Origin of the sequence: Enterobacter sp. DNB-S2 (assembly GCF_019443845.1) — a bacterium.
Taxonomy (GTDB): Bacteria; Pseudomonadota; Gammaproteobacteria; order Enterobacterales; family Enterobacteriaceae; genus Enterobacter; species Enterobacter asburiae_B.
This window is the reverse complement of the sequence record NZ_CP050520.1, coordinates 2,092,145-2,105,976: the sequence shown is the minus strand read 5'-3', so window position 1 is coordinate 2,105,976 and position 13,832 is coordinate 2,092,145. Positions and strand designations below refer to the sequence as shown.

General features: G+C 58.4%; 12 protein-coding genes. 2 read left to right on the top strand and 10 right to left on the bottom strand.

Annotated features, from left to right (window positions below; translation table 11 throughout):
- Nucleotides 1-86: 86 nt before the first annotated feature.
- The gene (locus tag HB664_RS09960) at nt 87-1,682 is read right to left on the bottom strand and encodes an ABC-F family ATPase (protein ID WP_039261438.1); all 1,596 of its coding nucleotides are present in this window, start codon (nt 1,680-1,682) and stop codon (nt 87-89) included.
- 222 nt (nt 1,683-1,904) lie between these two features.
- Between HB664_RS09960 and ldtB the strand changes: the two genes are divergently transcribed.
- Nucleotides 1,905-2,825 carry a L,D-transpeptidase gene (gene ldtB / locus HB664_RS09955; RefSeq protein ID WP_023310896.1) on the top strand — a complete coding sequence of 307 codons (921 nt, stop codon included), beginning with the start codon at nt 1,905-1,907 and terminating at the stop codon, nt 2,823-2,825.
- A 43-nt stretch (nt 2,826-2,868) separates the two neighbouring features.
- Here the strand turns inward: ldtB and HB664_RS09950 are convergent, their stop codons facing one another.
- The 9 genes from HB664_RS09950 to mntR all read right to left on the bottom strand — a co-directional run bounded on the left by HB664_RS09950 (nt 2,869) and on the right by mntR (nt 13,509).
- Nucleotides 2,869-3,585 (bottom strand): GntR family transcriptional regulator, encoded by a 717-nt coding sequence (locus HB664_RS09950; RefSeq protein ID WP_039261436.1) that lies wholly within the window; start codon nt 3,583-3,585, stop codon nt 2,869-2,871.
- 15 nt (nt 3,586-3,600) lie between these two features.
- Entirely contained in the window at nt 3,601-4,923 is a 1,323-nt protein-coding gene (locus HB664_RS09945; protein ID WP_048976796.1) for a PTS sugar transporter subunit IIC, read from the bottom strand.
- 51 nt (nt 4,924-4,974) lie between these two features.
- Nucleotides 4,975-6,351, bottom strand: a complete 1,377-nt coding sequence (locus tag HB664_RS09940; RefSeq protein ID WP_045887588.1) for a glycoside hydrolase family 1 protein — start codon at nt 6,349-6,351, stop codon at nt 4,975-4,977.
- Nucleotides 6,352-6,499: 148 nt separating this feature from the next.
- The gene (locus tag HB664_RS09935) at nt 6,500-7,540 is read right to left on the bottom strand and encodes an aldo/keto reductase (protein ID WP_033145005.1); all 1,041 of its coding nucleotides are present in this window, start codon (nt 7,538-7,540) and stop codon (nt 6,500-6,502) included.
- Nucleotides 7,541-7,642: 102 nt separating this feature from the next.
- Nucleotides 7,643-9,166: an efflux transporter outer membrane subunit gene (locus HB664_RS09930; RefSeq protein WP_219940733.1), complete on the bottom strand. Its 1,524-nt coding sequence runs from the start codon at nt 9,164-9,166 to the stop codon at nt 7,643-7,645.
- Nucleotides 9,166-10,737: a DHA2 family efflux MFS transporter permease subunit gene (locus tag HB664_RS09925; protein ID WP_047061442.1), complete on the bottom strand. Its 1,572-nt coding sequence runs from the start codon at nt 10,735-10,737 to the stop codon at nt 9,166-9,168. The genes HB664_RS09930 and HB664_RS09925 overlap by 1 nt, the downstream gene beginning before the upstream one ends.
- A complete protein-coding gene (locus tag HB664_RS09920; protein WP_032661279.1) occupies nt 10,734-11,828 on the bottom strand; it encodes an HlyD family secretion protein in 1,095 nt (364 codons plus the stop codon). Before HB664_RS09920 ends, HB664_RS09925 begins: the two co-directional genes overlap by 4 nt.
- Nucleotides 11,829-11,929: 101 nt before the next feature.
- On the bottom strand, nt 11,930-13,039 hold the full coding sequence (locus HB664_RS09915) for an anion transporter (protein ID WP_033145002.1): 1,110 nt from the start codon (nt 13,037-13,039) through the stop codon (nt 11,930-11,932).
- A complete protein-coding gene (gene mntR / locus HB664_RS09910) occupies nt 13,036-13,509 on the bottom strand; it encodes a manganese-binding transcriptional regulator MntR (RefSeq protein ID WP_023310887.1) in 474 nt (157 codons plus the stop codon). The genes HB664_RS09915 and mntR overlap by 4 nt, the downstream gene beginning before the upstream one ends.
- Nucleotides 13,510-13,692: 183 nt before the next feature.
- On the opposite strand from mntR, the gene mntS reads away from it, so the two are divergent.
- Nucleotides 13,693-13,821 (top strand): manganase accumulation protein MntS, encoded by a 129-nt coding sequence (gene mntS, locus HB664_RS09905; RefSeq protein ID WP_045887583.1) that lies wholly within the window; start codon nt 13,693-13,695, stop codon nt 13,819-13,821.
- Nucleotides 13,822-13,832 lie beyond the last annotated feature (11 nt).

Genomic DNA, 13,832 nt, shown 5'->3' with positions numbered 1-13,832 from the left:
CCTGATGCCCTCACCCTAACCCTCTCCCACGGGGAGAGGGAACAGAACGTAGGCCGGGTAAGGCGAAGCCGCCACCCGGCTTTTTTTTAGTTCTCGATACCTTTACTGCGCAGGTAATCTTCGTAATTACCGGTGAAGTCCACCACGCGCTCTGGCGTAATTTCGATCACGCGGGTCGCCAGCGAGCTGACGAACTCACGGTCGTGAGAGACGAAGATCAGGGTACCCTGATACATCTCCAGCGCCATGTTCAGGGATTCGATAGATTCCATGTCCAGGTGGTTAGTCGGTTCGTCCATCACCAGGATGTTTGGTTTTTCCATCATCAGCTTGCCGAACAGCATGCGTCCCTTCTCGCCACCGGAGAGCACCTTAGCCGGCTTTTTGATGTCGTCCTGGCTGAACAGCAGACGACCCAGAATGCTGCGCACCGCCTGCTCGTCGTCGCCTTCCTGCTTCCACTGGCTCATCCAGTCGAAGACGGTGAGGTCGTTTTCGAACTCATATTCATGGTCCTGCGCGTAGTAGCCAATCTGCGCGTTTTCAGACCACTTCACGGTGCCGTTATCCGGCTGCAGTTCGCCGACCAGGGTTTTCAGCATGGTGGATTTACCCACGCCGTTGGCACCGAGGATGGCAATCTTCTCGCCCACTTCCAGCAGCAGGTTGAATTTTTTAAACAGCGGACCGTTCTCAAAGCCTTTTTCAAGGGCTTCCACTTCCAGCGCGTTACGGAACAGCTTCTTGTCCTGCTCGAAGCGGATGAACGGGTTCTGACGGCTGGAAGCTTTGACTTCGTCCAGCTTGATTTTGTCGATCTGACGGGCACGCGAGGTCGCCTGACGCGACTTAGAGGCGTTGGCGCTAAAGCGGCTGACGAAGGACTGCAGGTCAGCAATCTGCGCTTTCTTCTTGGCGTTATCCGCCAGCAGACGTTCACGCGCCTGGGTAGCCGCCGTCATGTACTCGTCGTAGTTGCCCGGATAAACGCGCAGCTCGCCGTAGTCCAGATCCGCCATGTGCGTACAGACCATGTTCAGGAAGTGACGGTCGTGCGAGATGATGATCATGGTGCTGTCGCGATCGTTCAGCGTCTGCTCCAGCCAGCGGATGGTGTCGATGTCCAGGTTGTTCGTCGGTTCGTCGAGCAGCAGGATGTCCGGGTTAGAGAACAGCGCCTGTGCCAGCAGCACGCGCAGCTTCCAGCCTGGCGCAACTTCGCTCATCGGGCCGTAATGCTGTTCAACCGGAATGCCTACGCCCAGCAGCAGCTCGCCCGCGCGCGCTTCCGCAGAGTAGCCGTCCATCTCGCCGTACTGCGTTTCCAGATCGGCCACTTTATAGCCGTCTTCTTCGCTCATTTCGGCCAGCGCGTAGATGCGATCGCGCTCCTGCTTCACTTCCCACAGTTCCCCATGCCCCATGATCACGGTGTCGAGCACGGTGAACTCTTCGAAGGCGAACTGATCCTGACGCAGCTTACCGATACGCTCGTTAGGGTCGAGCGATACGTTACCGAGCGTCGGCTCCAGGTCACCGCCGAGGATCTTCATAAAGGTGGATTTTCCGCTACCGTTGGCACCAATCAGGCCGTAACGGTTGCCGCCGCCAAATTTGACGGAAATGTTTTCGAACAGCGGCTTACTGCCAAACTGCATAGTGACGTTGCTGGTAACTAACACGGGGAGATTCCTGCGAAAAGTGTGATAAACACGGCATTATGCCACAATTCCGAATTGAGATCCCGTGTTGCGGCAATCCACTAAACTTTAACAAAATCGAAAAAAATGTGATTTCGTACACATCTGAATTCCCTGTTAGCGGGAATGCACATATAATGCGCTCCCATCACAGATTCAGACTTATCAACTCATCGCCAGAATGGCTTAGATACCTCGCACAACATGAACATGAAATTAACAACGCTTTTAGCGGCGGCGTTAGCCGTAGTAGGTTTTTGTAAGACCGCGTCTGCGGTGACGTATCCCCTGCCAACAGACGGTAGCCGTCTGGTAGGCCAGAACCAGGTTGTGACGGTACCAGAAGGTAACTCTCAGCCACTGGAGTATTTCGCTGCGCAGTACCAGCTGGGCCTGTCTAACATGCTGGAAGCGAACCCGGGCGTTGACCCGTATTTGCCGAAAGCGGGCACCGTGCTGAATATTCCTCAGCAGCTGATCCTGCCGGATACCGTTCATGAAGGTATCGTGATTAACAGCGCCGAAATGCGTCTGTATTACTACCCGAAAGGCACCAACACCGTTATCGTGCTGCCAATCGGTATCGGCCAGCTGGGTAAAGACACCCCGATGAACTGGACCACCAAGGTTGAGCGTAAGAAAGCGGGCCCAACCTGGACGCCGACTGCCAAAATGCACGCGGAATACATCGCTGCGGGTGAACCGCTGCCAGCCGTTGTACCGGCAGGCCCGGATAACCCAATGGGTCTGTACGCGCTGTACATTGGCCGCCTGTACGCTATCCACGGTACCAACGCCAACTTCGGTATCGGCCTGCGCGTAAGCCACGGCTGCGTGCGCCTGCGTAACGACGACATCAAATTCCTGTTCGAAAACGTGCCGGTCGGTACGCGCGTGCAGTTCATCAACGAACCGGTGAAAGCGACCTCTGAGCCAGACGGCAGCCGCTACATCGAAGTGCACAACCCGCTGTCCACCAGCGAAGACCAGATCAACAACAACGAAATCGTCCCTGTTACGCTGAACAGCGCGGTACAGGCGGTGACTTCTCAGCCAGACGTAGAAACGGCGATTGTTGACCAGGCCGTGCAGAACCGCTCCGGTATGCCGGTGCGTTTGAACTGATAGCGAAGCATTAAAAAAGCGGGCCTCGTTGCCCGCTTTTTTTTTATCCGTTATTCACGATCACGATCCCGCCGTGGTCGTACCGATAGTGGCAGTGGGCATACTCCAGCGGCGTGCCGTCCTCCAGATAAATCACCTGCTCCACTTCCAGGACGGGATCGGTCTGCTCGCAGACCAGATGCTCCCTGTCCAGCGCGTTGGGCTTAAGCGCCCGCACCACCCGATACGACCCCATAATTTTCAGCGCCAGCGTCTCCTGCACGTACTGGAAAACTGAACCTTCAAGATGGTTTTTCGTCAGGCCCGGCACCAGATTCATCGGCATCACCGTGGAATCCAGCGACATCGGTTCGCCGTTCAGCAGACGGAGTCGAATGAAGTCATAGATCGGCGCATCGGCGTTAATCATCAGCGACGCCTGCTCTTTTTCGTTCGGGAAGCGCAGCTCGAAATGCACTACCCGGCTGGTCACCGTGCCCAGATGCGCCCAGGTTTTGGTCGCGCCAAAGTAGTCGCTGCCGGAGAGGTCCCACTGCGAGAGCTGAAGGAAGTTTTTGCGGATGAACGTGCCCTGGCCCTGGCGGGTATAGACCAGACCTTCGACGATGAGCTGGCGCATCGCCTGCTGAATGGTCATCCGGCTGGAGTTGAACTCCGCCGCCAGCGCAAACTGGTCCGGCAGGGGTTCGTTGGCGGCGTACTGCTGGCTGATAATGCGTTTCTTAATTTCCCGCGCTATGGTGATGTACTTCGCCGCCATCGTTCTTCCTTTCAGTTAGTTTTCTATCCCGCTGTTTTTCAAGGCCACTCTCTCGGCAATCTTGAGGAAAGGCAGGTAGAAGAATACACCAAATACGATGATTGCCAACTGCACCACCACCGCCCGCCAGTCACCCGCCGTGGCCAGCCAGGCGCTGAGAATGGGCGGCGTGGTCCACGGGATCATCACAACGCAGCGCGACATTAACCCCAGCGTGGTACAGAGCCAGGCGAAGTAAATGCCGATGGCGGGCAGCAGCACGAATGGGATCATCAGCGGCAGGTTAAACACGATCGGCAGGCCAAAAATCACCGGCTCGTTGATGTTGAACAGACCGGGCGCCAGCGACAGACGCGCCACTTGCTTCGCCGACTTTTGTCGGGAGAAGATAAAGATGGCGATCAGCAGCGAGATCGTGCTGCCCGTGCCGCCCACCATGCCAAACGTCGGCACGAAGATGTTGTTGATGATATGCGGGATGGGCTGACCGTTGGCGAAGGCCAGCATGTTCTCGTTGGTGTTGATCAGCAGGAACGGCTCCAGCACCACGCTGTTAACGACTGACTGATGAATACCGAGCGTGAACAGGAAGTTACCGAAGCTGTAGATGAAAATCGTCCCCGGCAGGCTGGTGTTAATCAGCCGCAGCGGCTGCTGGATAAAGGTGGTAATAAGATGGATCAGGTCCGTGTGCAGCACGTTTGCCAGCACTGCCGCCAGCACCGCGAAAAGAGAGAGCGTGAGGATGGTCGGGATCAGCGCGGTAAAGGATTTGCTCACCGCCGGAGGCACGTTTTCCCCGAGGGAAATGTGCAGCGCCTTCAGGCGCGAAATGGCGATAAACACTTCCGTTGAGAGCAGCCCGATCAGCACCCCGGCGAAAATCCCGGTTGAGCCAATATTGGTGAACGTCAGCACCTGGGTGATGTTCACCGCGGCATCGCTGCCGACGGGCGTAATCTGCAGGCGCATCGGCATCATGATGATGAAGCTGCTGACGGCGATAACCACTGCCGAGACCGGATTGTCGAAATCTTTGTTGCGCGCCAGCGACCAGGCAATCATCGGGGCCAGCAGCAGCGCGGCAATGTTCAGCGTGCCGTTGATAATCGCCTCGCCCCACACCTTAAACTGCGCGAGCGTGTCGCCGTGAAAAATCCACGGAAATACCACGTTGTTCACCAGCACCGCCAGACCGGCGAGGATGAAAATCGGCATCACCGTGGCGAAAGCGTCGCGCAGGGAGCGCAGGTGCACCTGATTAGCCAGGCGCGCCGAGAACTCTACAAACTTATCGACAAAAGACTGCATGTGCGGTGTTATTTTTGTTTCAGACATAGCGGATAGTTCCCATCAATCAGTCACAAAAACGGCCCGGCAGCGTACGGCTTACATCTCGCGTCCGTTGGTATGGATAACCTGTTTTAACCACGCGTAACTCTTCTTCGGCACGCGCTTCAGGTCTTTCAGGTCGTGGTTTTCCCGATTGACATAGACCACGCCGTAGCGTTTACGCATGTCGCCCTGGGAGCTGAGAATGTCGATTAACCCCCAGCCGAGGTAGCCGATCACCTCTGCCCCGTCCTCGAACATCGCCTCCTTCATGGCATTGATATGCGCCCGGTGGTAGTCGATGCGGTAGGTGTCCTCGATCGGATTGACGCCGTCCCAGGACTCAATCACCCCGATGCCGTTTTCGATCGGGAAGACCGGCATCCGCCAGTCGTTGGCGTAGCGGGTGATGATGGTGCGAAAGCCCAGCGGATCGATCTGCCAGTTCCACTCGGTGGCCTTCAGGTACGGATTGTTTTTCTCGCCGTGCAGCAGGTAATAGTTCACCGGCGTGCCTTCCGGGATCGCATCGCTGTCCAGCGTTTTGCTGGCGTAGTAGCTGAAGGCCATATAGTCGTTTTTAGTCCGCGCCAGCAGCGCTAAATCCTCGGCGCGGTAGATATCGCCAAAGCCCTCCTGCTCCACCACCGCCATCACCGCCGGGCTGTAGCCCTGCCCTGCGAAGACGCGCAGCAGGTTCTGGTTGAGGAACTCGTCGTACTGCTGGGCGCAGAAGATATCGCGCGGTTTGCAGGTGGCCGGGTAGATCAGCTGGTGCGCCAGCATGCCGCCCATCAGCTGGCCGGGCCTGGTCTGATGCAGATACTCGGTCAGCGCCATGTGCGCCACCATCGTATGGTGCTGCAGCTCGTACAGCTCGCGCAGGGTTTTCTCACCGTGCATATAGCCGGAAATGCGGAACGCTTCAGGCATATGGAAGATGTTCTGCTCGTTGAAGGTCAGCCAGTACTTCACGCGGTCGCCATAGCAGTCGATCATCTTTTTGCCGTAGCGGATAAAGGCCTCCATCACGCGGCGGTCGTTGAAGCCGTTGTACTCCTGCGCCAGCGCCAGCGGCATATCGAAGTGGTACAGGCAGACCATCGGTTCGATGCCGCGGGCGATGAGATCGTCAATAAAGCGGTCGTAAAACGCGATGCCCTCGTCGTTGAACGCGCCGTCGCCCTGCGGGCAGACGCGGCTCCATGAGATCTGAAAGCGATAGCAGTTCATGCCCAGATCCTGCATCAGGTCGAAATCTTCCCGGTAGCGGTGGTAGGAGTCGGTCGCGACTTTCCAGTCGGAGACGTTCTCCCCGGCTTCGCGAATGTCGTAAACCGACATCCCTTTCCCGCCCTCGTTCCATGCCCCTTCCGTCTGCATGCTGGACACCGAGTTGCCCCATAAAAAATTGGCCGGCAGCGAATTGTTCATGCTCTCTCCCTATATGACTAGTCATTTAAAATTTCATGACTAGTCATATAGGCGAAGATGAAATGGGGATCAAAGAGGAGGATCGTTTTTTGTGAGCAATGCGGGAAAAAAAGCCCCGGTTAGCGATGCACTACCGGGGCGAGGAAGGTTATTGTTGCGCGAGCTGATTGCGGCGATATTCCCCCTGCCGCTCCAGCATCCAGCCAGGGTATTCGCGCGGCAGCGCGCTCACCGCATCAAGCTGCTTAAGCTCGTCTTCGCTCAGTCGGATCCCGGTCGCGGCGATATTGTCGTCCAGCTGTTCGACGCGTTTCGCGCCAATGATGACGCTGGTCACCGCTTTCTGATGCAGCAGCCAGGCCAGCGCGATTTGCGCGACGGAGACGCCCTTGCTTTCGGCGAGAGTGCGCATCACGTCCACGCAGTCGAAGGCGCGTTCTTTGTTCACCGGCGGGAAGTCAAACTCCAGACGACGACCACCGGCTTCGCTCTGACCGTCGCGGCCATATTTTCCGCTCAGCAGACCGCCCGCAAGCGGGCTCCAGACCATCAGCCCGACGCCTTCGCTCTGCATCATCGGTACCAGCTCGCGCTCAAGATCGCGTCCGGCAATGGTGTAATACGCCTGCAGCGACGCGAAACGCGCCAGCCCAAGACGTTCAGAAATACCGAGCGCTTTGGCAATCTGCCACGCCGCCCAGTTAGAGACGCCGATGTAGCGCACGTGGCCGTGCTGCACCAGGTTATCCAGCGCGTAGAGCATTTCTTCAATCGGCGTTGCGGGGTCGAAGCCGTGAAGCTGGTAGAGATCGATATGATCGAGCTGCAGGCGGCGCAGGCTCTCCTTCACGCTGCTGATGATGTGATAGCGCGAGCTGCCGCGCGAGTTCACCCCTGCCGTTCCCGTTTCGCCGAACACTTTCGTGGCGACCACCACGTTCTCGCGTGGGATCTTCAGGTTTTTCAGCGCCTGCCCGGTGATCTCCTCCGAGCGTCCTTCCGAGTAAACGTCCGCGGTGTCGATAAAGTTGATCCCGGCATCCAGCGCGCGGCCCACTAGCTGCTCGGCTTCACTTTGCTGGAGCTGGCCAATCTTGCCCCACATGCCGCCCTCACCGCCGAAGGTCATGGTGCCGAGGCACAGTTCAGAAACAAACAGACCGGTGTTGCCCAGTTTTTGATAACGCATAAGTTATTCCTCGCATGTCGATTGGGTACCCGATAGTTATACCCGCCCCTCAGCCATCGCGAATGTGGTGTTCCTGTCCGTTTCTTGCCCAATCCTCTGAATTTATCCGCGCGGGGCGTCGCCAAAGACGCTGTAGTTCGGTAACTGCACCTGCTGATACGGCTCCCAGCCGCCGCCGAGGGCCTTGTAGAGCGCCACCAGATCGAGCGCGCTCTGCACCTGCGCCTGTGCGCGCTGCTGCTGGGCCTGCGCCAGCTGACGCTGGGCGTCCAGCACGTCGATAAAGCTGGCAATCCCCTGGCGGTAGCTGTCGCTTGCCAGGTCAAAGGCGTTTTGCAGGGCGTCGATCGTTTTTGCGAGACCCGCTTCACGCTGCTGGTCGGTGCGATAGCTCACCAGCGCGTTTTCGACATCGCCGAGCGCGGTCAGCACCGTCTGGCGATAGTCCAGCACCGCCGCCCCCTGCTGCGCGCGCGCCACCTTGACGCTGGAGACCAGTCGACCGCCCTGGAAGATGGGAATGGAGACCTGCGGGCCGAAGCTGTAGAAGTGGCTGCTCCAGTCGGTCAGCCAGTTGGTTTCGCTGTTGCGCAGGCCAAACTGCCCGGAGAGCGTAAAGCTCGGGAACAGCTCCGCCACCGAGACGCCGATTTGCGCCGTGGCGGCATGAAGGTTCGCCTCCGCTTCGCGCACGTCCGGACGGCGTCGTGCCAGCGTGGACGGAATGCCGGTCTGCACGATATCCGGCAACGCCGGCATCGGCTGCACGCTTTGCAATTCCGCATCCAGCGCCCCTGGCGGCTTGCCGAGCAGGATCGCCAGGCCGTTCATCGCCTGCCGCTCCTGCGCCTGATATTGCGGAAGCTGTGCCTCAAGGTTGCCTAACTGCGCCCGGGCATTTTCCACATCCATCTGCGGCGACAGCCCGCCCCGCTGGCGGCTTTCGGTGAGATCCAGCGTCTGCTGCGCGCTTTTAATCTGGGTGTTCAGCGTGGCGATAATGCTCTGCGCCCCGCGCAGCTGGAGCCACGCGCGCGCCACTTCGGCCTCCAGCGACACCAGCGCGTCGTTACGCTGCTCGATAGCCGCTTTCTGCTGCGCTTCGGCGGCTTCCACCTGACGACGCACCTTGCCCCACAGGTCGATTTCCCACTGGGCGTCGAAGCTGCCCTGGTAGAGGTTAATCGGCTGCGTCAGCGGCCCCAGCGCGCCCTTCAGGTTGGGATCAATACTATCCACCTGGTCATACACGCCATGAGATTTCAGCTCTCCTTCCAGGCCAAGCTGCTGGCGCGTCGCCTGCAGATTGCCGTTCACCGACGGATAAAACGCCCCGCCCGCCTGGTTAATCTGCTCTCGCGCCCCGGCGATGCGCAGCACCGTCTGCTGCAGCGTCAGGTTTCCGGCGATGACGCGCTCAACCAGGCTGTCGAGCTGCGGCGAGCCGAAGGTCTTCCACCAGCGCGGATTGGTCGCAGCGGAAGTAGTTTGCGATTTCACCGCGCTGTCGCCCTTATCGTTCCAGTGCGTAACGGCGGGCGGCGCAGGCTGCTGGTAGTCAGGCCCGACGGCGCAGCCCGCCAGCAGCATCATTATCATCAGGGGGTGTAAACGTCTGTGTATCATCAATGTGCTCCTGCACTCCCCTCGCTCTTAACCGGCGAGAGCAACAAACAAAACGGAATCAGTAACAAAGCCACCGCGCTCAGAATGGTGAAGACGTCGATGTAGGCCAGGATGCGCGACTGCTCGATCATGGTCTGGTACATGCGTCCGGTGGCGATGCCGGTGGGGTCGCCCACCTGGGTGGTGAAGTTCTGGATCGCCTGGGCGCTTTCGCGTATCGCCTGCTGGAACTGCTCGTTAAGCGGCGAGGCGTGGTACGCCAGATGCGCGCTGTGCGCCTGCGCGCGTTCGGTGATGGCCGCCGTCGAAAGGGATATGCCAATCGAACCCGCGACGTTGCGGAACATGGTAAACAGCGCCGCCGCATCGGCATTCAGCCGCCTCGGTATCGAGATAAATGCAATCGTCGTGAGCGGCACAAACAGGAACCCCAGCCCTATCGACTGGGCGCTGCGGAACAGCACCAGGGTTTCGAAGTCGATATCCGGCGTCAGCGTTCGCGACCAGAAGAACGACACCGCCAGACAGGTAAAGCCAAAGGCGATAATCCAGCGCGTCTGCACCACCGGCATCAGCTTCAGCACCAGCGGAATGGTTAACACAATCAGCACCGCGCCGGGCGACAGCACCAGCCCCGACCAGGTAGCGGTGTAGCCCAGGTCCTGCTGCGCCAGCTGCGGGATCACCACCGAGCTGCCGTACAAAATCATCGCCATCCCCGCCATCAGCAGGCTGGAGATGGCAAAGTTGCGGTCCTTCATGCAGTGCAGATCCACCACCGGCTTTCTGGCATACACCAGCCAGTAGATGGCGCCGATAATGCCGACAAGCGTCAACACGCCGAAGGTGCGGATAAAGTTCGAGTAGAACCAGTCCTCATCTTCTCCCCGGTCGAGCATTACCTGCAGACAACCCAGCCCCAGCGCGATCAGGCCGATCCCCGTCCAGTCGATAGTCAGCTTCTCTTTTGATTTACTCTCCCACGGCGGATCTTCCAGCAGCTGGTAGATCGCCAGCACCGTGACAATCCCCACCGGAATGTTGATAAAGAACACCCAGCGCCAGGAGTAGTTGTCAGTGATCCAGCCGCCCAGCGTCGGGCCGAGCACCGGCGCAACGATAATCGCAATGGAGGACAGACCAAAGGCCTTGCCCCTGTCCTCCGGCTTGAAGTAGTCGAGCAGCACCGACTGCTGCGTGGGCTGCAGCCCGCCGCCAAAAAAGCCCTGCATCACGCGGAACAGGATGATCTGCCACAGCTCGGTGGCAATCCCGCACAGGAACGAGCAGACGGTAAACATCACGATGCAAATCAGGAAGAACTGCTTGCGGCCAAACACCCGGCTCAGAAACGCCGAGATGGGCAGCACGATGCCGTTCGCGACCAGATAGCTGGTTAACACCCAGGTGGATTCGTCATAGCTGGACGAGAGCGAGCCTGCCACGTGGGGGAGCGCCACGTTGACGATGGTGGTGTCCAGAATTTCCATGAATACCGCCAGGGTAACGACAATCGCCACCGCCCACGGATTGCTGGCGGGTTTCCAGCTGTCGTGGCTGTGATCCGTCATTCCACCGTCACCTTCGGTGCAACCGACAGCCCCAGCGGCAGCGGTTTGTTTGGATCCAGGCCTTTATCAATCACGATTTTGACCGGCACGCGCTGCACAATTTTGACGAAGTTGCCGGTGGCATTTTCTGCCGGGAAGGCGGAGAAGCGCGAGCCGCTGCCCTGCTGGATACTGTCTACGTGCCCTTCAAGCTCCATATCCGGCCACGCGTCGACGGACACGGTGACCTTATCGCCCGGCTTCATGCGCTCGAGCTGCGACTCTTTAAAGTTCGCGACCACCCACACGTTCGGGGAAACCAGCGAGAACAGCGCCGTCCCCGCCTGCACCAGCGTGCCGGGCTGCACGTTGCGTTTGGTGACAACGCCGTCGAACGGGGCGCGGACTTCGGTATAGGAGAGATTAAGGTTGGCGGTTTCCAGCTGCGCTTTAGCCTGATCGACCTGACGCTCGCGCGCTTCAACGTTGGTTTCCTGCTGGCGGATTTGCAGCTGGACCTGCTCTGCCACTTCCAGCTGCGCCTGAGCGCTGGCCAGCCCCGCCTGTGCGCTACGCAGCTGTGCGTTCGCGGAATCGATACTTTGCTGAGTGGTCGCACGCGGGTCGACGCCGCGCTGACGACGGTACTCTGCCTGCGCGTTCGCCAGATCGGCCTGCGCTTTCAGCACCTGCGCTTTGGCTTCGTCACGCTGGGCGGGATACTGGACTTTTGAAAGCGCCAGCTGCGCCTGAGCCTGATGCAGCTGCGCGATAGCCAGCCCAAGCTGGGCCTGAGCCTGATCGCGCTGCGCGGTGGTGTCCCGCGGATCGATAACCACCAGCAGATCGCCCTTTTTCACGCGCTGGTTATCGCGCACGCGCAGCTCGGTAACGTAGCCCGCCGTTTTGGGGGCAATCGTCACCACGTCGCCGTCGGTAAAGGCATCGTCGGTCGTCTCTTCGTTACGGGTTAAAAACCACCAGACCAGCGCCACGACGACCATCACCACCACGACAATGCCGAGGATAATTAACGGTTTCTTGCCCGGGCGCTTACGCTCATTATTGTTTTTGTCCTGCTCGTCAGCAGGCGGGTTTTGATCTTCAGCCATAGTTCAGCAACGGTCCTGTCAGTGAGCGGCATCACACTATGCCGTTCACTAAAGCTAGGACGTTGCTATACGTTTGCCAGGAAAAACTGACAAATTGCGCACTATATGAGAAGGAATATTCCGAAACCGATCGCCGCGGCCCAAACCAGCATCGGAATCGACCAGACGTGGAAACGCCACCAGATACGACGGTCATTGGCCATGCGCAGCGCAATCAGGTTTGCCAGCGAACCGGGCAGCAGCCCAAACCCGCCGATGTTGACCGCCCAGGCCAGGAGCGTATCGGGCGGAACATAGTTGAGCAGCAGAATGGTGGACGGCACGTTGCTGATAAACTGCGACAGGCCAATCGCCGTCAGCCACAGTCCCGGCTGAGACAGCGTGCTGACGCTGTGCAGAACGTTCTGCAGCACCGGAAGCTGGATAAGGAGATGCACATCAATAAACATCGCCATAAAGACCAGCAGCAGCGTCCAGTCCACGCTCACCAGCACGCGACGCGCCAGGACGACAAAGCCTGCGGCAACGAGCAGGACGCCCGCCAGCTCATACTTCAGCTCCAGCGCGAACAGAAAGACGATGTATAACCCGAGACAGCTCCACACAAGGCGCGGCTGCCACTGCGGGCCGGTTGTGCCGCTGTGATACTGCAGCTTTTTATCCGGAAACGCGAACCAGCACACCGCCATCAGCGACAGCATCATCACCAGCGCCAGAGGGGCCATCTGCCAGGTAAAGGCGGCGAACGACAGCCCGGACCGTCCCCACAGAAGGATATTTTGCGGGTTGCCGATTGGCGTCAGAAGCGAGCCCGCATTGACGGCCAGCGCTTCAAAGATGATCAGCCGGCTGACGGGGATCTCGCACAGCTTACGCAGCGTGAGCGTGAGGGGTACGATGATAAACAGCGCCACATCGTTGGTCAGAAACGTCGACAGCACCGCGGCGGAGAACACCATAAACAGGGACAGCCTGCGCTCGGTGGCAAAGCGGCGCACCATTTTACGGCCCAGAACGTCAAAATAGCCGCTCAGCTCGACCCCTTTGGTGAGCATCATCAAGCCGCTCAGGGTAATGATGGTGCGCCAGTCAATTGCGGCGGGCCAGGCGTGTGGCGCAAAAGGCACAAAGAGGCTTAACGCTGCGCCAATGATTAATAAGAGATGGAAGAAACGATCGCGTGCCAGGGCCTGCAGTCCGGGGATTTTCATTCAGCGGAGGGACCATATTTAAGGGTAAATTCGCGAAACTTCACCAGCGTCTCTTCGCTCACGTGGTGTTCCATTCCTTCCGCATCCCGGCGGGCAATCTCCGGGCTGACGCCCAGCACCAGTAAAAAATTCTCGACAAGCTGATGGCGCTCGCGGCTCTCCTGCGCGAGTTTCTCCCCTTCCGGCGTCAGAAAAACACCGCGCCAGGGGATCATTTCAATTAAGCCCACGGAGGCCAGGCGTTTTAACATTTTAGCGACAGTTGGCTGTGAGACCCCCAGCCTGGCGGCCATATCGACCTGGCGCGCTTCACCGACCTCACGAATCAGATCGGAAATGAGTTCAACATAATCATCAATCAGTTCACGCCGGTGCGCTTCACGGACCTGGCGAAAACCTTCGACATGTTCTTCAACATTCACCAGTTGCGTCGTTTTCCTCATTGTCGGATGACCTGCGCGACGGTTCATTGTACTTCCTCAGTGGGGTGACGCTTCCAGCGCCCGGATTCGAGAGCGCACATTGTAAACCATAGCTCCGCAAGCACAAAAAATTAACGAAATAGCCATAGCTATACAATATAGCCTGTGCTATATCTGTATGTAATGCAGTCACCCTTCACGGATCGAAGGGATCAAAACTCAGGAGGTATTATGAACGAATTCAAGAGGTGCATGACCGTGTTTACCCACTCTCCCTTTAAAGTGCGCTTAATGCTGTTGAACATGCTGTGCGATATGTTTAACACCAAACCGCATCAGGACGACAAACCTTCCCACTAAGCGGCGTTGCG

Bases quoted from the DNA above. Each gene is read 5' to 3' on its own strand.
- ldtB (WP_023310896.1), top strand. From the start codon at position 1,905: ATGAACATGAAATTAACAACGCTTTTAGCGGCGGCGTTAGCCGTAGTA.
- HB664_RS09950 (WP_039261436.1), bottom strand. From the start codon at position 3,585: ATGGCGGCGAAGTACATCACCATAGCGCGGGAAATTAAGAAACGCATT.
- HB664_RS09945 (WP_048976796.1), bottom strand. From the start codon at position 4,923: ATGTCTGAAACAAAAATAACACCGCACATGCAGTCTTTTGTCGATAAG.
- HB664_RS09940 (WP_045887588.1), bottom strand. From the start codon at position 6,351: ATGAACAATTCGCTGCCGGCCAATTTTTTATGGGGCAACTCGGTGTCC.
- HB664_RS09935 (WP_033145005.1), bottom strand. From the start codon at position 7,540: ATGCGTTATCAAAAACTGGGCAACACCGGTCTGTTTGTTTCTGAACTG.
- HB664_RS09930 (WP_219940733.1), bottom strand. From the start codon at position 9,166: ATGATACACAGACGTTTACACCCCCTGATGATAATGATGCTGCTGGCG.
- HB664_RS09925 (WP_047061442.1), bottom strand. From the start codon at position 10,737: ATGACGGATCACAGCCACGACAGCTGGAAACCCGCCAGCAATCCGTGG.
- HB664_RS09920 (WP_032661279.1), bottom strand. From the start codon at position 11,828: ATGGCTGAAGATCAAAACCCGCCTGCTGACGAGCAGGACAAAAACAAT.
- HB664_RS09915 (WP_033145002.1), bottom strand. From the start codon at position 13,039: ATGAAAATCCCCGGACTGCAGGCCCTGGCACGCGATCGTTTCTTCCAT.
- mntR (WP_023310887.1), bottom strand. From the start codon at position 13,509: ATGAACCGTCGCGCAGGTCATCCGACAATGAGGAAAACGACGCAACTG.
- mntS (WP_045887583.1), top strand. From the start codon at position 13,693: ATGAACGAATTCAAGAGGTGCATGACCGTGTTTACCCACTCTCCCTTT.